This is a genomic window from Stappia sp. (assembly GCF_040110915.1).
Taxonomy (GTDB): Bacteria; Pseudomonadota; Alphaproteobacteria; order Rhizobiales; family Stappiaceae; genus Stappia.
Genome location: NZ_CP157793.1, coordinates 917562 through 941257 on the forward strand (window position 1 = coordinate 917562; position 23696 = coordinate 941257).

Genomic DNA, 23696 nt, shown 5'->3' on the forward strand with positions numbered 1-23696 from the left:
TTCCGTCGCATGTATGCGGGGCGGTTTGGCGGCCCCCACGCCGGTTCCGAGTATCCTGGGTGGATCAGGCCGCCGCGGTCTGCGCGGGGGCAACCGGCAGCGTCACCGTGACGGTGGTGCCTCGGCCGACGGTGGAGCGGATCTGCATCTCGCCGCCGTGCAGGCGCACCAGAGACTGGGCGATCGCCAGTCCCAGCCCCGAGCCCTTGTGCGTCTTGGTGAACTGGTTCTCCACCTGCACGAAGGGCTTGGCGAGGCGGGCGATGTCGCTCTCGCGAATGCCGATCCCGGTATCGGAGATGGCGATGCGAATGGTCGGGGTCGAGCCGGTTTTCACCGCCTCCGCCTTGAGCTCCACGGCGCCGCCGTCCGGCGTGAACTTGACCGCGTTGGACAGGAGGTTGAGCAGCACCTGCTTGATCGCCCGGCGGTCGCCGGTGAGCCGAAGCGCCTCGGCGGTTTCGCTGGAGACGGAGATGTTCTTCTCCGAGGCGGCGGCCGAGATGATGCGCGAGACATCCCCGACGATGGCGCCCAGATCCACATCCTCGCGCTTCAGGTCCATCCGGCCTGCCTCGATCTTCGACATGTCGAGAATGTCGTTGATCACGTTGAGCAGATACCGGCCGCTTTCGTGAATGTCGTTGCAGTATTCGGAGTATTTGTCCGACCCGAGCGGGCCGAACATGCCCTGGTTCATGATTTCCGAGAAGCCAATGATGGCGTTCAGCGGCGTGCGCAGCTCGTGCGAGATATTGGCGAGGAACTCCGACTTCGCCTGGTTGGCTTCTTCCGCGCGGTTCTTTTCCTCGGAGTATTTCTCGGCCAGTTCGACGAGCTGCTGGGCCTGGACCTCGAGCTTCTGGCGCGACTGGCGCAGGTCGGCGACGGTAGCCATCAGCCGCCGCTCGCTGTCCATCAGCTTTTCCTCGTGCCGCTTGAGCGCGGTGATGTCGGTGCCGACCGACACGAAGCCGCCGTCCTTGGTGCGGCGTTCGGAAATCTGCAGCCAGCGCCCGTCGGCGAGGTGTGCCTCGTAGCTTGAGGAGGGGTCGCTGCCATCGCTGCCGATGGTGGGGCTTGCGGACACCACGGTCTGGCGGGCGGCGGACATCACCTCGGCATAGGGCGTTCCCGCGCGGATCGCCGCATTCGGCAGGTTGTGCAGCGTCTGGTAGTTCGAGTTGCACATCACCAGACGGTTTTCGGTGTCCCACAGCACGAAGGCTTCCGAGATTGTCTCGATCGCGTCGCGCAGACGCAGGTCGGCGGTGCGGCTTTGCTCGGCGAGCTTCTTCTGCTCGGTGATGTCGATGCAGATGCCGATCAGATGCGGTTCGCTGACGCCCGGCTCGCTCTGCACCTGGGCGCGGGCGCGCAGCCACACCCATTCGCCGTTGGCGTGGCGCATGCGGAACTGGCGGTCGACGGTGGTTTCGCCGGTTTCCAGGAGCGACTCGGCGAGCGCATAGAGATCGATGTCGTCGGGATGGGTCAGCGCGGAGATCTCGGAAAAGCCGAGGATGTCGTCGCGCGGCGGCAGTCCGAGCATCTCGTAGAGCGAGGCGGACCAGAACAGGCGGCCGCGGGCGAGATCCCAGTCGAACAGGCCGCATCGGCCGCGGTTGAGCGCGAGGTCGATGCGGGCGCGGGTGGCCGCATAGATCTGGTCGGCCTGCTCCGCCCGGGTCGCCTGGGCGAAGAAGGCATAGATCAGGATCAGCATGACCGAGGCGGTGCCGACGAACAGCGTGACGTTGGCCGATACGTTCGCCCGCCATTGCGCGAAGATCATGTCCTTGTCCTGCACGAGCGCCACCATGCCGAGCCGCCCGTCGAGGTGATGGACGGTGGCATAGGCCGCGTCGTCGGTGTCGGCGGCAATCGTGAGCACGCCGGCGCGCGCGCCGAACACCGTGAGCGGTTGGCCGGCGCCGAGCACCTCGGCGAGCGCGCGCCCTTCGAGATCGGTGCGCATCGGCGCGGTGGCGACGATCTGGCCCTCTGGATCGGCGATCAGGATGCGGCGGCCGTCGCCCGTGGCGCGCGGCGGCAGGCTGTCGGCCAGCGCGGCCTGAAGCGCGGTGTGGAACCCCTGTTCGGGCAGATCGGCCTCGGCGGCCGCGAGGCGGGTCGCCAGTGTGGTGGCGATCATCGTCAGATCGTCGCGGGCGCGCTGATCCGTTTCCTCGTGCTCGTAGGACAGCGTGAGCGCGCGGTAGGTGGCAATAGCGGCGATGAACACCACGCACAGAACGGGAATGGCGCGCCGGAAGAAGGGTTCGGCCGTGAGGAGGCGCTGATAGGCGGGGTGGGCAAGCAGCCGGATGTGACCGGTCAGAGACCGGGCGTCGCGCTGTCGTTTGAGCAAGTCCGCGAATCGACGCGCGGACGCAGTGCCTGTAAAGGCGCGCGCCATGTCGTTGGCTCCCGATGTGTCGATTTTGGCCGCAAACTGAACGCAACCGGCGCTCGAATCGACTTCATTTGAATCGCATTCGCGGGGTTTGTCCAGACGTCGGGAAGAAAAATATAGTTAATCGAAGGTTAATTTTTGGCCGTCGCGCACAACTCCCACGAGTCTTTTTGTTTCGGAGGCGATTCGACCTGACGGGCGCGGCGAGATCCTTCGCCGGCGCCCGGGCGAACCTCGCCGGCCCTATTGCAGGCAGCGGTCGACGATGTCGCGCAGATCCGGCGACAGGTCCGTCCTTGCGGCAAGATGCTGCAGGGCGGTCTCCGCCTTCGACCGCCGTCCCGGCTCGAGCGCGCGCCACGAGCGGAAGGCGGACAGAAGCCGCGCGGCGGTCTGCGGATTGCGCGCGTCGAGCTGCAGGGCGAAGTCGGCCACGAAGGCGTAGCCGGCGCCATCCGCGCGATTGAACTGGCTCTGGTTGCCACTGGCGAAGGCGCCGATCAGCGCACGCACCCGGTTCGGGTTGGCCGGCGAGAAGCCGGGATGCGCCATCAGCGCCTTGACGGTGTCGAGCGTGTCGGGCGCCGGTGCGGTGGCCTGAACCAGGAACCACTTGTCCATGGCGAGCGGCGTGCCGGCATGGCGCTCGGCGAATGCGTCGAGGGCGGCGTCGGCGCCGGGCAGTCGGGCATGCACCAGCGTCGTCAGCGCGGCAAGGCGGTCGGTCATGTTGTCCGCGGCGTCGAAATGCGCGGTCACCAGCGCGCCGTCGGCATCTCGTTCGCCATGTCCGAGATAGTCGAGCAGCCCGTTGCGCAGGGCGCGCCGGCCGGCCTCCGCCGCGTCGGGCGTATAGGCGGTGCGGCTTGCCGTTGCGTCGTAGAGGGCGCGAAGCGTGTCGTGCAGGGCGTCGCTCAGGGCCGCGCGCAGCCGCCCGCGGGCGAGATGCACGGCCTGCGGATCGACGTTGCTGCCAAGCTCCCGCGCGATATCGGATTCGCCCGGGAGTTGCAGGCACAGCGCACGGAACGCCGGTTCGAGCGTCTCGTCGGTCACGGTGCGCTCGATCGCCGACAGAAGCGCCGGATCGACCGCGACGGTCTGCTGCCCGGAGAGGGCCTTCGTTCCCGCGATCAGCGTCTTGGTGACGACCCGATGCAGCGCCGCCCAGCGGTTGAACGCGTCGTCGTCATGCGCGGCGAGAAACAGGAGCTCCGCATCGTCGAGATCCGTGCTGAGCGTCACCGGCGCGGAAAACCCCCGCAGCAGGGACGGCACCGCCGGCCGGTCCACGCCGGAGAAGACGACGGTCTGCGCCGGCGTGCGGATGTGAAGGACGTCGCCGGTCATCTCGGCGCCGCTCACCGCCTGCGGCTCGAGGCGCTGGCCGTCCTCGCCGATCAGCGCGACGCGGAGCGGAATGTGCATCGGCTGTTTCGCGCTCTGCTGCGGCGTCGGCGGCGTGTGCTGGCGCACGGTGAGCGTCAGCCGGCGTTCGTCGGCGTCGTAGTCGCGGGTCACGTGAAGCCCCGGCGTGCCGGCCTGGTCGTACCAGCGCGCGAATTGCGACAGGTCCTGTCCGCTCGCCTCCGCGAAGCAGGCGAGGAAGGCCTCCACCGTCGTGGCCTCGCCGTCGTGGCGGGCGAAGAACAGGTCCATGCCCTTGCGGAATGCGTCGGCGCCGATCAGCGTCTTGAGCATCCGCACGACTTCGGCGCCCTTCTCGTAGACGGTCGCCGTGTAGAAGTTGTTGATCTCGTGGTAGAGGCGCGGGCGCACCGGATGCGCCAGCGGGCCGGCGTCCTCCGGGAACTGATGCGATTTCAGAAGCCGCACGTCGGAGATGCGCTTGACGGGGCGCGAGCGCATGTCGGCGGAAAACTCCTGGTCGCGAAAGACCGTCAGCCCCTCCTTGAGGCAGAGCTGGAACCAGTCGCGGCAGGTGATGCGGTTGCCGGTCCAGTTGTGGAAATACTCGTGCGCGATCACCGCCTCGATGCCGGCGTAGTCCTGATCGGTCGCCGTGTCGGGATCGGCGAGCACGTATTTGTCGTTGAAGATGTTGAGACCCTTGTTCTCCATCGCCCCCATGTTGAAGTCCGACACGGCGACGATGTTGAACACATCGAGATCGTAGCAGCGCCCGTAGGCCTCCTCGTCCCAGCGCATCGAGCGCTTGAGACTGTCCATCGCCCAGTCGCATTTCGCCTCGTTGCCGTGCTCCACATAGATGTTGAGCGCGACTGCGCGGCCCTCCGCCGTCGTGAAGCGGTCCGACACGCACGCGAGATCGCCGGCGACGACGGCGAAGAGGTAGCTCGGCTTGGGGTGGGGATCGTGCCACACCGCGAAATGGCGGTCGGTGCCGGGGATATCGCCCGCCTCGACCGGATTGCCGTTGCCCAGCAGCACTGGCGCCTCGCCTTTGCGCGCCTCGATCCGCGTCGTGTAGACGGAGAGGCAGTCCGGCCGGTCGAGGAAATAGGTGATGCGGCGAAAGCCCTCGGCCTCGCACTGGGTGCAATAGGTTCCGTTGGAGCGGTAGAGGCCCATCAGCCTGGTGTTGGCGTCCGGGTCGAGCCGGGTTTCCATCTCCAGCGTGAAGGGACCGTCGGGCACGCGCGCGATCTCCAGCCGCCGCGGCGTGACGCTGTAGCGCTCCGCCGGCAGTGCCTGGCCGTCGAGCGTGAGACCCGTCAGCTGCAGGTCGTCGCCGTCCAGCACCAGCGGCTCGCCCGGATCGCCGCCCGGCGCGCGGCGCACGACGAGGCGGGCGGTCACGCGGGTCGCGCGCGGCGCGAGGCGGATGTCGAGATGCACCGCGTCGATCGCGAAGGCGGGCGGACGATAGTCCTCGAGGCGAACGGGCGCGGGGGTGTCTGGGCGCATCTGCATGTCCTGATGTTCGGTGGTGTGTCGGTTGCGCGCGGGGTCGGGTCAGCAGGCGCCGCGCAGCATGCCCGCCAGCGTATGCGTGAGATCGCTGCCGGGATCGGCGAGCGGCGCGATGACGGTGAAATGGTTGTCCGTTCCCCGCACGTCGAGCTCCGTGGCGACGCCGCCGCGTCCCCAGACGTCGACGACGACCCGCGACTGGCGCAGGAATTCCGAGGATTCCCCGCCGCCGACGGCGGCGATCAACCGCGTGCCCGCCGGGGCGCCGAAGGCGATCGGCGAGGCGGCGATGGCCTCCGCGCGGGTGAGCCGCAGCTTGGCGTTGAGCGAGGTGTCGATGAGCGGCTGAAGGTCGAACAGTCCGGAAATCGACAGGCCCGCCGGCACGAGGCGCGGCGGCAGTCCGCGCTGTCCCCAATCGGTCGCCAGCAGCGTGGCCGTCAGATGGCCGCCGGCGGAATGCCCGAAGGCCACGACCGGTTTGCGATAGCGCTCCCACAGATGACCGGTAAGGCGGCGGATTTCCTCCATGATGTCGGGAATGCGCACGTCCGGGCACAGCGAATAATTCGCGACCGCGCAGGGAAGGCCGTTTTCGACCAGTCCGCGCGCCATGTGCGAGAAGAAACTGCGGTCGAGCGCCTGCCAGTAGCCGCCGTGGATGAAGAGCCCCAGCGCACCCTGCGCGGGCATGCCACCCGCCGGCAGGAAGAGGTCGTAGGTGGTGCGCTCCGACAGTTCATACGGAACCGCCAGGTCCGCCGTCGCCACCGCGCGGAAGGCGGAGGCATCGCGGGCCCAGCCTTCGATAAGGGCAGGGTGCTCGGGGACAAGCGCCCGGTTGTTGTATTCCGCTTCGTAATCTATCACGCTGCACCGCTCCTGTTCGCACCTGCCGTCTTACCCGCAGACGGCGCGTCAGGACAAGGACCGCCGGCGCCGGGCGTGAACCGGAGCGGAGCGGACCGACCGGGAAACAAAACGATGATCGCACGCCTCAGGGACTACTCACGCAAGCGGATACGGGGCATCTCGATGACGCTGCTCGTCGGCGCGGCCTTCGGCACGTTGCTCGCGGTGTCGATGCTGCTCGTGCTCTCGCTCGCCGTGACCGCCAATGTGCGCAACACGTTTTCTCTTCTCAACGACAAGGCGATCCTCGCCACCAACGCGCTGGAACGGCGGGTGCGCGGGCATCTCGCTCTGGCGCAGGACGCGGTCGAGGCGCTCAAGACGCAGTTCGACGACCGTTCGCACGACCTGTCCGCCTTCGACGAGCTGCGGCCGATCATGCTCGCCGCCGTGCATGCCAATCCCTCGATCGACGTGCTGGTCGTCTCCGGTCCGAACGGGGACGAGGAGTTCGGGATCTTTCGCGCGGCGTCGGGCACGCTGTGGCCGTTCCGCCGGCGCGAGGTGCCCGACGCGGCGCGCCGCTACGCGCTGCCGCGCGTGGCGGCCGGCTCGCCGCCGACCTGGGGACCGCTGCTGCCGGCCGACGACACGCTCTATGCCAATGTCACGGTGCCGCTGGTCACCGGCGGGGCGCTGTCCGGCTATCTCACGGCGGCGATCTCGATCGAGGAAATCGCGCGCTCGGTCCGCCAGCTCGACGACGGCCCCTTCGCCACCGTGTTCATCATCGCCAACGGCGACGAGGTGATCGCCCATTCCGATCTGGATCGCCTGCCGCTGGTCGACGGCCGGGTGCCGCGCCTTCCCGCCTCGATCGCCGAGCTCGGCGATCCCGCGCTCATGCGGCTGCGCGACAGTCCGCCGCTGGACAACTTCCAGCAGGCGAGCGCGGCCGGCGTCACCGTTCGCGATCTGGAGACCGAGGGCGACGGGCCGGATTATCTGGCGATGACCAAGACGCTGGCCGGCTACGGGCCCGGCCTGTGGACGGTCGGTCAGTACTACGAGGCGTCGAGCGTGACGCGCGAGGTGCGCCGGCTGATCGGGTCGGCGGCGGTGGGGCTGGTGTCGATCCTGATCGCGGTCGTCCTCTCCATCCTGCTGGTGCGCCGCGCCGCGCGGCCCCTGAAGGAGATCGCGGATCGCGCCGACCACATCGCCGCGCTCGAGTTCGACCGCGTGGCGCCGCTGCCGCGCAGCCGCATCAACGAGCTCGATCAGGTCTACCGGGCCTTCAACGCCATGGTCGACGGGCTGAAGGCGATGAACCCCTATGTGCCGCGCTCCCTGTTCCGCAAGCTGATGCGGCTCGGCGTCGATACCGCCGCCGAGGCGCAGGAGCGCGATCTCACCCTCATCTTCACCGACATCGTCGGCTTCACCTCGCTGTCGGAGCATCTGAGCGCGGCCGACACCGCCCGCATGCTCAACGATCACTTCGCGCTGCTCGTGGAGGCGGTCGAGGCGGAAGGGGGCACGGTGGACAAATTCGTCGGCGACGGCATGCTGGCCTTCTGGGGCGCGCCCGACACGCGCCCCGACCACGCCGAGGCGGCGGTGCGGGCGAGCCTTGCCATCGCGACCGCCGTGCGCCGCGCCAACGCGCGGGCCGAGGCCGACGGCGGCCATCCCGTCCGGGTTCGGATCGGCCTGCACACCGGCCGGGTGGTGGTGGGCAATGTGGGTGCGCGCGACCGCTGGAATTACACGGTCGTCGGCGATGCGGTGAACCTGTGCGAGCGCCTGCAGGCGCTCGGTCGCGACATCGCGCCGGACTCGGATGTGGTGATCCTGGCAAGTGACGCGGCCATGGCGCGTCTGGCGGACGTTCCGGCCCGGGCGGAAGGAACGCATGTGCTGCGCGGCCGCCAGAGCGCGGTCAGCGTCTGGCGGCTCGATCTCCCGCCCGAGGGCCTGCCGGCCGAGGATCAGCAGGGCGGAATGGCGGGTGCGCAGGCGCGCTACGCGCGCGATGCGGCGGGCGACTGAGCCGCTGTGTTACGGGCACGACATTCTTTTGTGATTTGCATCACTTGTCATTACAGTTGCGATGCCATTCTGGATCCGGCCGTCTCCGTGCCCCATGGGCAAGATCGGAGCGGAGGGAAGACCGGAGCGGACTGGACAATCGCGCCGCTGCCCGACCTGTGTGCGGGTGATCCGTCTGCGGGCGACCCGTCCGCCGGACGGTCGTGTCGCGAGGAAAGGCACGGCCTGAGCCGGGCTGAGCGGACATGGGCAGGCTGGACGGTCGGAGAGGCCGGGCGACCGGGTGAAAGAGAACGAGTGAGAACGAGAGGCGAAAGGGAACGCATGCCGGAGGAGGGCGGTCGCCAGTGAACGTGTTGTCGGTCGACCGACTGAGCGTCGAGTTCGTGACGGCGGAGGGCCGCGCGCGCGCCGTGCGGGACGTCTCCTTCGACGTGCCGCGCAATCGCACGGTCGCGCTGGTCGGCGAGTCGGGCTCCGGCAAGACCGTGATCTCCCAGACGATCATGGGTTTGCTGCCGGAAAAGGCCGAGATCACCGGCGGGCGCGTGCTGTTCCAGGACGTCGAACAGTCCGGCGGTCCGGTCGATATCGCGGCGCTCGGGCGCAAGAGCCCGGCCATGCGCGCGATTCGCGGCAACCGCATCGCGATCATCTTCCAGGAGCCGATGACCTCCCTGTCGCCGCTGCACACGATCGGCGACCAGATCGGCGAGGCGGCGGCGCTGCATCGCAATGTCTCGCTGCCCGAGGCGCGCGAGCTGACGCGCGACATGCTGCGCCTCGTGCGCTTTCCCGATCCCGACCGGGCCTTGCAGTCCTATCCCTTCGAGCTGTCGGGCGGGCTGCGCCAGCGCGCGATGATCGCCATGGCGATGATCTGCCGTCCCGCGCTGCTCATCGCGGATGAGCCCACCACCGCGCTGGACGTGACGATCCAGGCGGAAATCCTCAAGCTCATCAAGGATGTGCAGGCCGAGCTGCATATGTCGGTGCTGCTGATCACCCATGATTTCGGTGTCGTCGCCAACATGGCCGACGAGGTGGTGGTGATCTATCACGGCCAGATCATGGAAAAGGGCAGCGCCGAGGCGCTGTTCTCCAATCCGCGTCACGACTATCTCAAGGCGTTGCTTCACGCCGTGCCGCGCTTCGGCATGGAGGCGGGCGAGCGTCTCGTGCCGATCCGCCCGATCGAGCCGCATGCCGAGGGCTTTCTGAAAAGCGGCCGGGCGCAGCATGTCGCCACCGGCGCGCCGCTCGTCACGCTGACCGGGGTCACCAAGCGCTTCACGATCCGCAAGGGCAGTTTCTTCGGCTCCCGGGCGAACACGCTGCTGGCGCTGGACAACGTCAATCTGACCGTCAATCGCGGCGAGTGCCTCGGGCTCGTGGGCGAATCCGGGTCGGGCAAGACGACGACGGCCAAGGCGATCCTGCGCGCGCTGGAGATCGACGAAGGAGAGATCCACTACGACGCGGGCAACGGGCCGCGCGACGTGGCGCATCTCGCCGGCGCCGATCTGCTCGACTACAGGCGCCGGGTGCAGCTCATCTTCCAGGATCCGTTTTCCTCGCTCAATCCGCGCATGACGGTGAACGACATCCTTCTGGAGCCCTTGATCATCCACAAGGTCGGCACGGCGGAGGAGCGGGCGGAGCGGGTGCGCGAGCTGATGCGCCTGGTCGGGCTCGATCCGCGCTACCTGCGCCGCTATCCGCATTCCTTTTCCGGCGGCCAGCGCCAGCGCATCGGCATCGCCCGGGCGCTTGCGCTCAATCCCGAGTTTCTGCTGTGCGACGAGCCGACCTCCGCGCTCGACGTTTCGGTGCAGGCGCAGATCCTCAATCTTCTCAAGGATCTGAAGACCGAACTCGGCCTGACCTATCTCTTCGTCAGCCACAATCTCGCGGTGGTCGACTATATCGCCGACCGGATCGCCGTGATGTGCCGGGGCCGGGTCGTCGAACTCGCCCCGACGCGGCAGCTCATCGAGCAGCCGATCCACCCCTACACGCGCGCGCTGCTCGACTCCGTGCCCGAGCCGGACCTCGACGCGCCGCTCGATTTCGAGGCCCTCGACGCCGGCCGCGCATCCGAACCGGATGCCTGGCCCGAGCCCTATCGGCTCGTCGAGGGCGCGACGCCGGTGCTGGTGGAAGCCGCGCCGGGCCATTTCGTGTGCGCGCCGGGCGACGCCGGCCGCGCATCCGCATCACCGGTCAGGGAGGCCGTATCATGAAGCTGTGCCCAAGACATATCGTCACCGCACTGGGGAGCATGGCCGCCATCTGGGCGCTAGGGGCGGGCGCCGCGCTCGCGCTCGATCTCAAGGAACCGCCGGCTCTGGCCGACCGGGTCGGCAAGGATCTGCCGCCGGTGGCCGAGCGGGTTCCGCGGGAGCCGCTGGTTGTCGATCTGGCGGCAAAGGGCCGGCAAATCGGCCGCTCCGGCGGCGAGATCCAGACGATCATCGGCCGCTCGAAGGATGTGCGGCTGATCAACGTGTGGGGCTATGCCCGGCTTGTCGGCTACACCGAGGATCTGGACCTCGTGCCGGATCTGCTGAAGGACCTCGTGTCGGAGGACGACAAGCGCTTCACCCTGCATCTGCGCGAGGGGCACAAGTGGTCGGACGGCGCGCCGTTCACCGCCGAGGACATCCGCTTCTGGTTCGAGGACGTCGCGAGCAATCCCGAATTGCGTCCCTCCGGCCTGCCGTCCTTCATGCTGGCGGGCGACAAGCCGCCGGTGTTCGAGGTGATCGACGAGACGACCGTGCGCTTCACCTGGGAGGCGCCCAATCCGCTGTTCGCGCCCGAACTCGCCAAGTCGCGTCCGCCCTTCATCTATCGCCCGGCGCATTACCTGAAGCAGTTTCACGCAAAATACGGCGACATGGACGAGATCGCCCGCATGGCGTCGGAGCGCAAGCTGCGCAACTGGGCCTCGTTGTTCAACAAGATGGACGACATGTACAATGCCGGAAATCCGGATCTGCCGAGCCTGCAGCCCTGGATCCGGCTTGCCGACGACGGCGAGCGGCGCTTCGTGCTGCACCGCAACCCCTATTATCACCGCGTCGACACGGCCGGGAACCAGCTTCCCTATATCGACCGGGTTGTCATGACGGTCGCCGACAGCAAGATCATCGCCGCCAAGACGCAGGCGGGCGAATCCGATCTGCAGGCCCGCAACATCGGCTTTTCCGACATCACCATCCTCAAGCAGGGCGAGAAGAGCGGCGGCTACGAGACCTATCTCTGGCCGATCTCCAAGGGCTCGCAGATCACGCTCAAGCCCAATCTCACCGTCAAGGACCCGGTCTGGCGCGAGGTGATGCGCGACACCCGCTTCCGCCGCGCGCTGTCGCTCGCCATCGACCGCAACCTGATCAACAAGGTGCTCTATCTCGGCTTCGGCACGCCCGGCAACGATACGGTGCTGGCGCAAAGCCCGCTGTTCAAGGAGCGCTACCGCGACCTGCACGCCGAGTTCGATCTCGATGCGGCGAACGCGCTGCTTGACGAGATGGGCCTGACCGAGCGGCGCGGCGACGGCACCCGCCTGCTGCCGGACGGCCGCCCGCTGGAAATCATCGTCGAGGCGACCGGCGAGGCGCAGGAGCAGCTCGACGCGCTGGAACTGGTCGGCGAGACCTGGCGCCAGATCGGCGTGAGGCTCTTCCCCAAGCCGAGCCAGCGCGACATCATCCGCGAGCGGGCCCTCTCCGGCCTGCTGCAGATGTCGGTCTGGACCGGCTTCGAGAACGGTATCCCTACCTCGGAAATGCCGCCCATCGATTTCGCGCCGGTGCGCGGCGACTTTCTCTCCTGGGCGTTGTGGGGCGACTACTACGAGACGGACGGGCAGACCGGCGAGGCGCCGGACTGGGGCCCGGCGGCGCGGCTCATCGAGCTTTATGACGCCTGGCTGGTGTCGAGCTCCAGGGAAGAACGCACGCGGATCTGGCACGAGATGCTCGAGATCCACGCCGAGGAGACGATCCACATCGGTCTCGTGTCCGGGGTGCGTCAGCCGGTCGTGGTGCGCGGGCTCGGCAATGTTCCGAAGGAAGGGATCTACGGCTGGGATCCCGGCGCCCATTTCGGTATTCACCGCATGGACGAATTCTTCGTGAAATGAGGCGCGCGCGGCCCCGGGCCGCGCCCCTCCCGGTCTGGGGGACCGCTTGATGGCCTTTTACATCCTGCGCCGGGTGCTGACGATGATCCCGACGCTGCTGGTGATCAGCCTGCTGACCTTCGTGATCATCGAGCTCCCGGCGGGCGACTACATCTCCAACCAGATCGCGGCGTTGAAGACGGCCGGCGAAAGCGCCTCGATCGCCAAGCTGGAGTTCATGCGCGCCGAGTTCGCGCTCGATCGCCCGTTCTGGGAGCGGTATCTGATCTGGGTGGGGCTGTGGCCGGGCCCGCACGGCTTCGACGGCCTGTTGCAGGGCAATTGGGGCTGGTCGTTCGAATATGACCGGTCGGTGGCGGAGGTGGTCGGGCCGACCCTGCCGCTGACCATCGTGCTGAACTTCGCGACGATCCTCTTCGTCTATGTCGTCTCCTTCCCGATCGGCATCTACAGCGCGACGCGCCAGTACTCCTGGGGCGACTATGGCTTCACCTTCGTCGGCTACATCGGCCTTGCGACGCCCAACTTCCTCTTGGGCCTCATTCTGCTGTATCTAGGCAATCGCTGGTTCGGCCTGTCGGTCGGCGGCCTGATGGCGCCGGAATACGTCGGCGAACCGTGGAGCGTCGACAAGGCGCTGTCGATCCTGGCGCATCTGATCGTGCCCACCATCGTGATCGGAACGGCCGGCACGGCGGCGATGATCCGCCGGCTGCGCGCCAATCTGCTCGACGAGTTGCACAAGCAATATGTGACGACGGCACGCGCCAAGGGCATGAGCGAGGCGCGGCTTCTGCTCAAGTATCCCTTGCGCATGGCGCTCAATCCCTTCATCGCCGACATCGGCAATCTGATCCCGTCGCTGGTGTCCGGCTCGGTCATCGTGTCGGTGGTGCTGAACCTGCCGACCGTCGGGCCGGTGCTGCTCAACGCGCTTCAGTCCCAGGACCAGTTCCTGTCCGGCTTCATCCTGCTGTTCGTGGCGATCCTGACGCTGATCGGCATGCTCGTCTCCGACCTGTTGCTGGCGGTGCTGGATCCGCGCATTCGCCTGGGCGGAAAGGCGGCGTCATGAGCGTGCGCGAGGACGACCGCGTGTCCGGAACCGATCACTACGTTAATCCCGAGCCCTTCAATCCGACGGTGGCGGAAGAGCTGACGCCGGAGCAGGAGCGCTTCTATCAGGCGTCGCAGTGGACGATCATGTGGTGGAAGTTTCGCCGCCACAAGCTCGCCGTCTGGTCCGGCGCGATCCTGATCCTGTTCTATCTGCTGGTGCCCTTCGCCGAGATCGTCGCGCCCTATACCGCGAACGATCGCTCCAACGATCATCTTTACGCCCCGCCGCAGACATTGCACCTCTTTCACGACGGCGAGTTCGTCGGGCCCTTCGTCTACGGGCTGGAGGCGAGCGTCGACCTGGAGACGGTGCGCTGGGTCTTCACCGAGAACCGCGACGACGTGCAGCCCCTTCGCTTCTTCTGTTCCGGCTCGCCCTACATGTTCTGGGGGCTGTTCGAGGCCCGGTTCCGTCTGGTCTGCGCGGCGGAGGGCGGCACGCTCTTTCTGCTTGGAACGGACCGGCTGGGGCGCGATCTCTTCTCCGGTCTCGTCTACGGGGCGCGCCTGTCGCTGACCGTCGGTCTCGTCGGCGTGACCATCTCCATCGTGCTCGGCCTGTTCTTCGGCGGGCTCGCCGGCTTCTTCGGCGGCTATATCGACAGCGCGGTGCAGCGCATGATCGAGATCCTGCGCTCGCTGCCCGAACTGCCCCTGTGGATGGCGCTTTCCGCCGCTCTGCCCGTCACCTGGTCGCCGGGCTGGATCTATCTCGGCATCACCGTGATTCTCGGGCTTCTCGACTGGCCCGGGCTCGCGCGGGCCGTGCGCTCCAAGCTGCTGGCGCTGCGCGAGGAGGAATACGCGCGCGCGGCGACACTGATGGGCGCCAGGCCCGGCCGCGTGATCCGCAAGCACCTGCTGCCGGGCTTCACCAGCCACATCATCGCCTCCGCGTCCCTGTCGATCCCGGCGATGATCCTCGGCGAGACGGCGCTCTCCTACCTCAATCTGGGCCTGCGCCGGCCGGCCGTGTCCTGGGGCGTGTTGCTCAACGAGGCGCAGGACATCTCCGTTGTGGTGGTCTATCCGTGGCTGATGGCCCCTGTCGTGCCGATCGTCATCGTGGTGCTCGCCTTCAATTTCCTGGGCGACGGTTTGCGCGACGCCGCCGACCCGTATAAGTGAGGCGGGTGCTGGACGCTCGCGTGCCTGATGACGGGGTGCTGGCCGCCAGAGGGTGCGAGACCGGAGACGAATATGGCCAAGAACGCATCGACCGCCAACGGCTGGGACGAGGAATACCGGCGCGGGCGCTGGTCCTTCCTGCGTGACCTCTCCGAAAGCGGGCGATACGGCATCATCGGCATGTGGCTGTCCTTGAACGGCGCGCTCGACAAGGTGCTCGACATCGGATGCGGCGAGGGGCTGCTCTACGAGCGGCTTCAGCCGATGGGGATCGGGCATTACGTCGGCGTCGATCTGGCGCCGGCCGCACTCGGCATCGCCGATGTCGACCCCGAGATCGCCGCGCTCAGGGCCGGCGATCTGCACACCTTCACGCCGGACAAGGGCGAGACGTTCTCCGCCATCGTCTTCAACGAGGTGCTGCATTTCTCCGACGATCCGGCCGCCGCCGTCACGCGCTACCTGCCGTTCCTGGCGCCCGGCGGCGTGATCGCGGTCTCGATGTATTCGCCCAAGCGTCTGGAATCGGGCGCGAACCGCCTGATCGCCCGGCTGTGGGAGGCGACCGACGGTCCCGACTGGGAGGTGCTCGACGACTATCGGCTGACGTCGGACAAGAAGAGCGTCACCTGGCGGCTGCGGCTGATCCGGCCGGCCGGCGCCGTCACGCAGGACGCCTGATCCGGCGCGCCTACGTTTGTCCCGATCCACGGACAAGATCCGCGATCCGCGTGAAGCGCGCGCCGGGATGGCTCTTCAGGATCTCGAAGGTGCGGTCCAGAAAGTCGAAGGACGCATCGTCCTGCGCCAGATGATGCGACAGGAGACCGAGCGGGTCGTCGGCATTGGTGCGCCGGCGGGCGAGGTGATAGTCGATGCGCAGTTCGGCCGCGTGCCAGCCGATGAAGCCCGCGCCCTTCTTCCATTTGATCATGTCGACATGCGTCTGCACGAAGGGCAGCGCGCGCGGGTGAAACTGCGTGAAGGCGGAGGTCGCGACAAGGCCGGCCTCCGGCAGGCGCGCAGCGATGCGCGGCGCGATGCGGTTCCACGGCGGCACGAAGACGGGCACGAAACGGTCGCCGAAGAGCTCCGCCAGCCGCGCTCGGCTCCGGGCGATCCCCGCAATCGCCGCATCGGGATCGCGCCGCGCCCCGAACTCCGCCGCCTTCTCGCCGCGTCCCTTGTCCTGATGGTTGCGATGCTCCACGCCATGCTGGAGGATGCTGACGAAGCCTTCGCCGGCGATCCGCGCGGCAAGCTCTGCCGTCGCCCCCGCCGGGATCGCGGCCAGCGCCACCTCGATCCCGTGGCGGTTGGCGATGGCGATCAGCCGGTCGAGCGCCGGCGTCGGTTCGATGGCGTCGTCGTCGCGCCACCACACGGGCACGCTGAGATCGCGGGCGGCGAACCAGTCGAGATGCCGGACGAGCGTGTCGCGAAACGCGCGGAACTCATGGAAGCCGCTCATCGCGCGCGCGCCTCCAGATCGGCGAGCAGGATGTCGGCCGCCCGGTCCGCGCCGCCGACCTCGACCGAGACATGGCGCCGGGGCAGGGCGAGCGCGTCGTCGACCGAAGCGGCAAGGGCTTCCGGCGTGAGGGTCGCTTCCGCCGTGACGACGGCGCGGCCGTGGCGGGCCAGTGCCTCGGCGCGCTGCTGCTGCTCGGTTTCCTTGATCTGCGCGAAGGGCACGAAAACGGCCGGCACGCCCGCGCGCAGCACGTCGAGCACGGTGTTGTAGCCGGCCTGGCTGACGGAGAGCCGCGCGCGGGCGAGCAGCGCGGGGAAGTCAGGCCGCGCGCGTTCCGCGATCAGGCCCTCGCCGGCGCGCGCCTGCAGCCGGGCGAAGGTCTCCGCGTCGATGTCGTGTCCGGCGAGCAGCCGCCAGCGGCAGTCTCCGGCGCGGCGCGACAGGGCGCGCGCGTCGAACACCGCCTCCAGCAGATGCGCGCCGACCGCGCCGCCGCCGCAGGAGACCACCACCTCGTCCTCCCCGTCGCCGGCGGGCGCCGGCGGGCGCGCGCCACCCGTCTCGACGAATCCGGTGTAACGCAGGCGGTCGGCGATCCGGTCGGTGAAGGGGAAACTGTCCGCCAGGCGGATGAAGGCCGGGTCGGAGTGGACGAGCACCCGGTCGAAGGCGGCCTCGGCGCGTGCCGCCATTTCCTCTTCCTTCCAGAGCTCCTGCTTGCGCACGAGAATGTCGCGCACGGAACTGGCGATCAGGGGGCGGCGGACCCGTGCCCGCGCGGCGGCGACGAGCGGCTCCATCTCGAAGGCGAAGGGCCGCCGGCCGAAGGGCCAGGTCTCGGTGAGCAGCAGATCGACGTCGCGCGCGGCGAAGGCGGCCAGCGTCGCATCGCGCCGATGCGCCTTCCAGGTCGCGTCGATCTCCGTCCCCTCCGGCGTCACAAAGGACTTGAAGCGGGCATCGCGCGCGCGCACCGGCGGCAAAGTAACGACGTCGAGTCCGTCGAGATCGGCGAGCGGCGGCGGCGTGTTGCCGGTCGCAAGCGTCACCGCAACGCCGCGCCGGGCGAGCGCGCGGCCGATGGCGGCGGCGCGCATCAGGTGGCCGGTGCCGAGAAGATGCTGCACGTGGATGAAGGCGGAGAACGTCATGACGGCGGATCGGTAGCCTGCCCGCCGTGGTTCCGCAAGGCTGCGTCGAGCAGTGTGTCGAGCCGTTCCGCCCCGGCATTGAGCGCATGCCGGCGGGCGATATAGGGCCGCGCGGCCGAGCTCAAGCGGTCCAGGAGGGCGGCGTCGGTGATCAGACGGCGCAGGTTGGCGGTAAAGCCGGCCGCATCGCCCTCGCGCGACAGCAGTCCGGTCTCGCCGTCCGCGACCACATCCGGCACGCCGAAGGCATCGCCGCCGACGACCGCCAGCCCGCTTGCCTGGGCCTCCAGAAAGGCGAAGCCGAAGGCCTCGCGGATCGCCGGCCAGACCAGCACGTCGTGGCGGGCGTAGAGCGCGGGCATGGCCTCGCCCGGCAGGGCGCCGGCGAAGGTGGTGCGCGCGGGCGGAAAGAGCGGTTCGATCCCGGCGCGGGCCGGGCCGTCGCCGACGATGGTCAGCGTCCAGTCGCGGTCGCCGAGCCTGTCCAGGGCCTCGGCGAGCAGGCGATAGGAGGCGGCCTTGTCGCCGTCGCGCATCATGCCGACGGCCAGCAGGCGGACGGGCTCTCCCTTAGCGCGCGGCACCCGGGCCGCCTCGAAGAACGGTGTCGCGTCGAGAAACGGCGGGCACACGGCCAGCCGCTCCGGCGCGACAGCGGGCGTGAGACACTGCAGATCGGCGCGATGGAGCGCGACGACCATGTCGGCGCGGGCCAGCGCTGCATCGGCGGCGGCGAAGCCATGGGCCCATGGCCCCGTCCGTCGCTTGGGGGCGCGGCTCGCTTCCACGACGACATACGGCAGGTCGAAGGCGTCGGCGAGCGCCGGGCCGATCCAGTCCGGGGCCTTGTGATAGAGGTGATAGGTCAGAAAGAGGTCCGGCACTTGGCCCCGGCGGCGCCAGTCCTGCGCGATGCGCTCGGCGTCGGCGCGCGCCGCGCGTTCCAGATCCTGTTGCTGCGCGAGGCCGCCGTCGCGCCGCCACGCGCGAAAGCGGCTCGCGGTCTCCACCCTGTGCCCGCGCTCTTGCAGGGCGCGCACGATGAGCCGTCCCATGGTCCGGTCGCCGGAGGGCACGGGATCGTCGAGCGGCTTCATGGGGGCGGTGAAGGCGATCTGCATCGCATTAAGCCTACAGCATGCGGCTTACAGCACGTCGCGGAAACGCGCGGCCAGCCTGTCGAGGCCCGGCTCGGCGGAAAAGCGGGCGCGCACGTCCTCGGCCGCCGCCTGTCCCATCCGCAAACGGGCATCGGGATCGCGGATCAGGCGGTCCAGCGCCCGCGCCAGGGCGGCCGGATCGGCCGGTGGCACCAGCACGCCGGTCTCGTCGTGCCGGATCAGTTCGGGAATGGCCGACACCTCGCTCGCGACACAGGCAAGCCCCATCGCCTGCGCCTCCATCAGCACGTTCGGCAGGCCGTCGCGGTCGCCCGATTTGGCGACCTTGGAGGCGAGCACGAAGAGGTCGGACCGCGTGGCTGCGGCGATGACGTCCTCGCGCGGGCGCGCACCGTGCCAGACGACACGCTCCGACAGGCCCGCCCCGGCGGCCAGCGCTTTAAGCTTCTCCGACTGTTCGCCGCCGCCGATGTGCTCGAAGGTCCAGTCGAGATCGCGCGGCAGGCGGGCAAGCGCGGCGAGCAGATCGTCGTAGCCCTTTTTCTCCACCGCGCGCCCGACCGACAGCAGGCGGACGGGACCGCCGGCGCCGCCGTCGCCGCGCATCGCGCCGCGGTCCGGGCGGGGGAAGGGCGAGAAGTCGAGCCCGTGGTAGACCAGCTCGATCTTGTCCGGATCGTCGGTCAATCCCTTCAGATGCGCCACATTGAGCCGCGTACAGCTCACGCCCCAGGCCGCGTCGCCGAGTTTCACCCGCAGATCCCACTCCGGGCTCGTCCAGATGTCCTTGGCATGGGCGGAAAACGACCATTCGCGCCCCGAAAGATGCGCCGCGTAGCGCGCGACCGAGCAGGGGGTGTGCAGGTAATGGGTGTGGATCCAGCTGACGTCTTCGGGCAGTTCATGGGCGAAAACGCAGGCCTGGCCCCAGCGCCGCTGCCGGTTGGCGTTGGGCTCGCGCGCGAAATCGGCCTCGAAGAGGGCGCGCGCGGCCTTGTAGGTCGGCTGCCGTTCGGCCCAGCGGCGCGCCGCGCGCACGCGCGCCGGATCGTCCTTCAGGTATTCCGGCAGATAGAGCACGTCGGCCGTGATCTTGCGGTGCACCTCGTGGATGAAGGGATCGTAGGGCTTGCGCAGCGCCACGATGAGCTGCGCGATCCCGCGCTTCTGCATGCCCAGAATTTCCTGCGCGATGAAGGTTTCGGACAGGCGCGGATAGCCTTTGACGACGACGGCGAGGCGGGACATGGAACAACAAGCCTGTGAGGAGCAAGGGAGCGGGCGCGGGACCGGCGGATCAGTCGCCGCCGGCGGCCGCGCGCGGTGCGACCGACGCGCTGTCGCCCGTGAGAATGCTTTCCACCCGGTCGCCGATCACCTCGAGGCCGCCGAGCAGATTGTCGATGCCGGCCGCCGAGGGCGGCGGGGTCTGCGGCAGTTCGGCGAGCGCCTCGATCATCTTGTCGACGTCCGGATAGTCGTCGATCGGAAGGACCTTCAGGAGCCCGATGACCTCGGCGCGGGTCGCGCGGATCGACTGCTCGCGGCGCGGGACGACGCGGGGCACCAGCAGGGTCGGCTTGTCGAAGGACAGGATCTCGCAGAAGGTGTTGTAGCCGCCCATGCCGACGATCGCCTTGGCCGCCGCCATGTAGGGTTCGATGGTCGGCAGGAAGCGCAGGATATGCACGTCGCGCAGCTGCTCCGCGCGGGCCATGAAATCCGCCGTCGCCGAGGCCGGCATGAAGGGGCCGAGCACGATGAGCGCCGGGAAGAGCGGGCGCGTGCGCGCCTCATAGGCCCGCATCACCCAGTCGACCATCTCCACGCCGTCGCCGCCGCCGCCGGGCGTCACCAGGATGAAGGGCTCGTCGTCGAAGGGCAGCGGCTCGGTGATGCGCGCGTCCGCCGGAACGTTGCGGCGCAGATAACCGGTGTTGAGCGCCTTGGCGTGCACGGTGGCAGGCAGGTTCATGCCGGCGAGCGGGTCGTGCAGGTCGGGCGGGCCGTAGATCCAGATCTCGTCGTAAAGCTCCTCGAGCGCCGGATCGACATTCTTGCGTGTCCATTCCTCGCGCAGGAAGGCGGGATCGTCCATCACGTCGCGCAGGCCCAGCACGAGACGCGCCTTGCCGCGCGCCTTGAGCATTTCCAGCGTGCCGAGGATCTCGCCGCGCAGTCCCAGCGGTTCCTTGTCGACGATCAGGATGTCGGGATCGAAGACCTGCGCCGTGTGCTCGATGATCGAGGAGCGGATCGCGAGAATGTGCTCGATGTTGAGCGACAGCGACAGCGGCGTGTACTCGCCGTTGCGCAGCTTGATGACGCCGGGGATGCGCACGAAGTCGACCCGCGACCGGAACTCGAAGCTGCCGATGATCGGCGAGCCGGACAGGATCAGGACGGAGAGGTCGGGAAACCGGCGCGCCAGCGCATGCGCGATCGCCCGGCACCGCCGCAGGTGCCCGAGGCCGAAGGAATCATGACTGTAGATGAGAACTTTCGGGGATGTGTTCGTCATGGAGCCCCATGTGGTGCCTGCAACCGTCCGACGCCCATCGCTACTCCCCGGACCCTATTGCTCTAGCCCCGTGATCTCCGCGATGCAAGGCTGGAGCGGCCCACAGGGGCGTGCCGGGGCGAACTGGCACTTTGAAATCCCCGCGTTATGATGGCCGCACACACGACGCGCGCACGACCGAGTCGGCACAGAGCCCCATGGAAAAAAGCCTTTTCAAGTTCATCTGGCGCTACAGCGCGCGTCAGCAGCTGGCGATCCTGCTGATCACGATCTGCGCCTATCCGGTCACCTATGCGCTGCTCGAACTGCCCAAGCTGATCGTCAACGACGCGATCCAGGGCGAGCTGTTCCCGCGCGAGATCTTCGGCGTCGAATTCGATCAGGTCTCCTATCTGGTTCTGCTGTGCTTCACGTTCCTGGGGCTCGTCGTCCTGTCGAACGGCATCAAGCTGGTGCTCAACATTTACAAGGGCCGGCTCGGCGAGCGCATGCTGCGGCGGCTGCGATTCGAGCTGTTCCAGCGCGTGCTGCGCTTCCGGCTGCCGCACTTCAAGAAGGTGAGCTCCGGCGAGATCATCCCGATGATCACCTCCGAGGTGGAGGATGTGGGCGGCTTCATCGGCGAGGCGGTGGCGCTGCCGGCCTATCAGGGCGGCATGCTGGTGGTGCAGATCGGCTTCATCTTCATGCAGGATCCGCTGCTCGGGCTCGCGGCGATCTCCTCCTATCCGATGCAGGCCTACATCATCCCCAAGCTGCAGCGGAAGGTGGTGATGCTGTCGCGCCAGCGCGTGCGCAACGTGCGGGTGATCGCCGACAAGATCGGCGAGAGCATTACCGGCGTGGCGGAAATCCACGCCAATGACGCCTCGGCCTGGCATTCGGCGGACCTGTCGGATCGGCTGTACGCCAATTACAAGATCCGCTTCAAGATCTTCAACTGGAAGTATTTTATCAAGTTTCTCAATAACTTCATGAATCAGTTGACGCCGTTCCTGTTCTATCTGATCGGCGGTTGGCTGGTGATCGAGGGCGAGTTGTCGATCGGTGCGCTGCTGGCGGTGATCGCGGCCTACAAGGATCTGGCCGGCCCCTGGAAGGAGCTGCTGGCCTACTACCAGATGACGGCCGACGTCGAGGTGAAGTATCAGACGGTCGTCGAGAACTTCGATCCCGCCGACATCTATCCCGTCGGCCGTCTGACCGAGGACGACGAGGTCCCGCTGTCGGGCGACCTGGAAATCCAGAACGCCTCCGTCACCGGCGGCGCGGCGGGCCAGGAAGCGTTCAACATCGATCTCACGGTGCCGGCGGACGCCCATGTCGCCGTGGTCGGTCCCGACGGATCGGGGCGCTCGGAGGTGTTGCAGTTGGCCGCCGGTCTGCTCGGCCCGACGAGCGGGCGGGTGTGCGTTGGCGGGCGCAATCTCGAGCCGCTGAGCGAATCCGTGCTCGGCCGGCAGATCGCCTATGTCGGCCCGGCGGTGCACGTGTGGACCGGGACGGTGCGCGACAACATCTTCTATGGGCTGCGCCATCGCCCGATGCGCCCGCCGGAACGCGACGGCGAGGCCAAGGCGGACTACGCGCGCCGTCTCGCCGAGGCGCGCGCCACGAGCAACCCGCAATACGACATAGAGGCGTCCTGGGAGGATCTGGAGGCGGTCGGCTGCGCCGACGAGGAGGAACTCGTCGCGCGTGGCCTGCGGCTGGTGGAGGCGACGGGGCTGTCGGCCGACCTGTTCCGCATGGGCCTTCAGGCGGCCATCGATCCGGCGCGGCTGCCGGGCATCGCCGACCGGATTCTCGCCGCCCGCCGGGCGCTTGCCGAGCGGGTGTCGAACGACGAGAAGATCTCGGCCATGGTCGAGCTTTGGGACATCGAGCGCTTCAACAACAGCGCGAGCGTGGCGGAAAACCTGTTGTTCGCCGCCCCCGCCGATGCCTCGGTCGAGGTCGAGGCGCTGGCCGGCGACGCCGACGTTCTGGACGTTCTGAAGGACGCGAAACTCTACGACAGGCTCGTGGAGATCGGCCGCCAGATCGCCGAAACCATGGTCGAGCTGTTCGCCAACGTCAGCGACGATTCCGGCCTGCTCGGCGACTATTCCTTCATCACCCGGGACGAACTGCCGGAGTTCGAGCGCATCACCCGGATCGCCCGGGCGGACGGGCGCAAGTCGAAGCTCAAGACGGCGGACGAGCGGCGCCTCATCGGCCTTGCCTTCAAGCTCGTGCCCGCCCGCCATCGTCTCGGCGTGCTCGACGACGAGATGCGCGGCGAGATCGTCGCCGCGCGCGCCGCCTTCCACGAGCGGTTGGCGCAGGCCGACGAGCGCTTCGTCGTCTTCGACCGCGACGCCTATCTGGCGCCCTTGACGATCGAGGACAATCTGCTGTTCGGCCGCCCGCGCGTCGACCGGCGCGACGCGCGCGAGAAGATCGACAAGGTGATCCGCTCGCTGATCGAGGAGCTCGACCTGCGCCAACCGGTCATTCGCGCCGGCCTCGACTTCCATGTCGGCGTCGCCGGATCGCGCCTGTCGGCCGGGCAGCGCCGGCGCGTCGCGCTGGTGCGGGCCCTGGTCAAGAACGCGCCGATCACCGTCCTCGACGAGACCGCGGCCGGCAACAGCGCGGACGAGAAGGCCCTGCGCAAGGCGATCCGCGAGGAACTGGCCGGGCGGATGCTGCTGTTCGGCGCGTCGAATTTGATCGTGGCCGAGGAGTTCGACCATAGTATCGTGATGGACCAGGGGCGGATCGTCTCGGACCGGCACGACACGGAGGGACGCGGCGCGAAGTGACCGCGACGCGGAC

The 23696-nt window shown here is 68.2% G+C and carries 15 protein-coding genes; 7 read left to right on the plus strand and 8 right to left on the minus strand.

Annotated features, from left to right (window positions below; all coding sequences use genetic code 11):
• Nucleotides 1-64 precede the first annotated feature (64 nt).
• The 3 genes from ABL312_RS04110 to ABL312_RS04120 all read right to left on the minus strand — a co-directional run bounded on the left by ABL312_RS04110 (nucleotide 65) and on the right by ABL312_RS04120 (nucleotide 6181).
• The gene (locus ABL312_RS04110; RefSeq protein WP_349360103.1) at nucleotides 65-2419 is read right to left on the minus strand and encodes an ATP-binding protein; all 2355 of its coding nucleotides are present in this window, start codon (nucleotides 2417-2419) and stop codon (nucleotides 65-67) included.
• A 240-nt stretch (nucleotides 2420-2659) separates the two neighbouring features.
• Nucleotides 2660-5305 (minus strand): aminopeptidase N, encoded by a 2646-nt coding sequence (pepN, locus tag ABL312_RS04115; protein ID WP_349360104.1) that lies wholly within the window; start codon nucleotides 5303-5305, stop codon nucleotides 2660-2662.
• A gap of 48 nt (nucleotides 5306-5353) precedes the next feature.
• A complete protein-coding gene (locus tag ABL312_RS04120) occupies nucleotides 5354-6181 on the minus strand; it encodes an alpha/beta hydrolase (protein WP_349360105.1) in 828 nt (275 codons plus the stop codon).
• 114 nt (nucleotides 6182-6295) lie between these two features.
• Here ABL312_RS04120 and ABL312_RS04125 point away from each other — a divergent pair, with 114 nt between their 5' ends.
• The 6 genes from ABL312_RS04125 to ABL312_RS04150 all read left to right on the plus strand — a co-directional run bounded on the left by ABL312_RS04125 (nucleotide 6296) and on the right by ABL312_RS04150 (nucleotide 15290).
• A complete protein-coding gene (locus ABL312_RS04125; protein WP_349360106.1) occupies nucleotides 6296-8215 on the plus strand; it encodes an adenylate/guanylate cyclase domain-containing protein in 1920 nt (639 codons plus the stop codon).
• A gap of 347 nt (nucleotides 8216-8562) precedes the next feature.
• On the plus strand, nucleotides 8563-10458 hold the full coding sequence (locus tag ABL312_RS04130) for an ABC transporter ATP-binding protein (RefSeq protein ID WP_349360107.1): 1896 nt from the start codon (nucleotides 8563-8565) through the stop codon (nucleotides 10456-10458).
• Complete coding sequence (locus ABL312_RS04135; protein ID WP_349360108.1) at nucleotides 10455-12362, plus strand: ABC transporter substrate-binding protein; 1908 nt, start codon at nucleotides 10455-10457, stop codon at nucleotides 12360-12362. Before ABL312_RS04130 ends, ABL312_RS04135 begins: the two co-directional genes overlap by 4 nt.
• A 49-nt stretch (nucleotides 12363-12411) precedes the next feature.
• The gene (locus tag ABL312_RS04140) at nucleotides 12412-13437 is read left to right on the plus strand and encodes an ABC transporter permease (protein WP_349360109.1); all 1026 of its coding nucleotides are present in this window, start codon (nucleotides 12412-12414) and stop codon (nucleotides 13435-13437) included.
• Entirely contained in the window at nucleotides 13434-14609 is a 1176-nt protein-coding gene (locus ABL312_RS04145) for an ABC transporter permease (protein WP_349360110.1), read from the plus strand. The genes ABL312_RS04140 and ABL312_RS04145 overlap by 4 nt, the downstream gene beginning before the upstream one ends.
• A gap of 72 nt (nucleotides 14610-14681) precedes the next feature.
• On the plus strand, nucleotides 14682-15290 hold the full coding sequence (locus tag ABL312_RS04150; protein ID WP_349360111.1) for a class I SAM-dependent methyltransferase: 609 nt from the start codon (nucleotides 14682-14684) through the stop codon (nucleotides 15288-15290).
• A 10-nt stretch (nucleotides 15291-15300) separates the two neighbouring features.
• On the opposite strand, the gene ABL312_RS04155 is transcribed toward ABL312_RS04150, so the two are convergent.
• The 5 genes from ABL312_RS04155 to ABL312_RS04175 are packed head-to-tail and all read right to left on the minus strand — an operon-like array spanning nucleotide 15301 to nucleotide 20876.
• Nucleotides 15301-16080, minus strand: coding sequence for a polysaccharide deacetylase family protein (locus tag ABL312_RS04155; protein ID WP_349360112.1), 780 nt, complete (start codon nucleotides 16078-16080; stop codon nucleotides 15301-15303).
• On the minus strand, nucleotides 16077-17234 hold the full coding sequence (locus tag ABL312_RS04160) for a glycosyltransferase (protein ID WP_349360113.1): 1158 nt from the start codon (nucleotides 17232-17234) through the stop codon (nucleotides 16077-16079). Before ABL312_RS04160 ends, ABL312_RS04155 begins: the two co-directional genes overlap by 4 nt.
• On the minus strand, nucleotides 17231-18355 hold the full coding sequence (locus ABL312_RS04165) for a glycosyltransferase family 4 protein (protein ID WP_349360114.1): 1125 nt from the start codon (nucleotides 18353-18355) through the stop codon (nucleotides 17231-17233). The genes ABL312_RS04160 and ABL312_RS04165 overlap by 4 nt, the downstream gene beginning before the upstream one ends.
• A 24-nt stretch (nucleotides 18356-18379) precedes the next feature.
• Entirely contained in the window at nucleotides 18380-19603 is a 1224-nt protein-coding gene (locus ABL312_RS04170) for a glycosyltransferase family 4 protein (RefSeq protein WP_349360115.1), read from the minus strand.
• A 49-nt stretch (nucleotides 19604-19652) separates the two neighbouring features.
• Nucleotides 19653-20876: a glycosyltransferase gene (locus ABL312_RS04175; protein ID WP_349360116.1), complete on the minus strand. Its 1224-nt coding sequence runs from the start codon at nucleotides 20874-20876 to the stop codon at nucleotides 19653-19655.
• A gap of 197 nt (nucleotides 20877-21073) precedes the next feature.
• Between ABL312_RS04175 and ABL312_RS04180 the strand changes: the two genes are divergently transcribed.
• Complete coding sequence (locus tag ABL312_RS04180; protein ID WP_349360117.1) at nucleotides 21074-23683, plus strand: ATP-binding cassette domain-containing protein; 2610 nt, start codon at nucleotides 21074-21076, stop codon at nucleotides 23681-23683.
• Nucleotides 23684-23696 lie beyond the last annotated feature (13 nt).

Bases quoted from the DNA above. Each gene is read 5' to 3' on its own strand.
- ABL312_RS04110 (WP_349360103.1), bottom strand. From the start codon at position 2,419: ATGGCGCGCGCCTTTACAGGCACTGCGTCCGCGCGTCGATTCGCGGAC.
- pepN (WP_349360104.1), bottom strand. From the start codon at position 5,305: ATGCGCCCAGACACCCCCGCGCCCGTTCGCCTCGAGGACTATCGTCCG.
- ABL312_RS04125 (WP_349360106.1), top strand. From the start codon at position 6,296: ATGATCGCACGCCTCAGGGACTACTCACGCAAGCGGATACGGGGCATC.
- ABL312_RS04135 (WP_349360108.1), top strand. From the start codon at position 10,455: ATGAAGCTGTGCCCAAGACATATCGTCACCGCACTGGGGAGCATGGCC.
- ABL312_RS04140 (WP_349360109.1), top strand. From the start codon at position 12,412: ATGGCCTTTTACATCCTGCGCCGGGTGCTGACGATGATCCCGACGCTG.
- ABL312_RS04145 (WP_349360110.1), top strand. From the start codon at position 13,434: ATGAGCGTGCGCGAGGACGACCGCGTGTCCGGAACCGATCACTACGTT.
- ABL312_RS04150 (WP_349360111.1), top strand. From the start codon at position 14,682: ATGGCCAAGAACGCATCGACCGCCAACGGCTGGGACGAGGAATACCGG.
- ABL312_RS04155 (WP_349360112.1), bottom strand. From the start codon at position 16,080: ATGAGCGGCTTCCATGAGTTCCGCGCGTTTCGCGACACGCTCGTCCGG.
- ABL312_RS04160 (WP_349360113.1), bottom strand. From the start codon at position 17,234: ATGACGTTCTCCGCCTTCATCCACGTGCAGCATCTTCTCGGCACCGGC.
- ABL312_RS04165 (WP_349360114.1), bottom strand. From the start codon at position 18,355: ATGCAGATCGCCTTCACCGCCCCCATGAAGCCGCTCGACGATCCCGTG.
- ABL312_RS04170 (WP_349360115.1), bottom strand. From the start codon at position 19,603: ATGTCCCGCCTCGCCGTCGTCGTCAAAGGCTATCCGCGCCTGTCCGAA.
- ABL312_RS04175 (WP_349360116.1), bottom strand. From the start codon at position 20,876: ATGACGAACACATCCCCGAAAGTTCTCATCTACAGTCATGATTCCTTC.
- ABL312_RS04180 (WP_349360117.1), top strand. From the start codon at position 21,074: ATGGAAAAAAGCCTTTTCAAGTTCATCTGGCGCTACAGCGCGCGTCAG.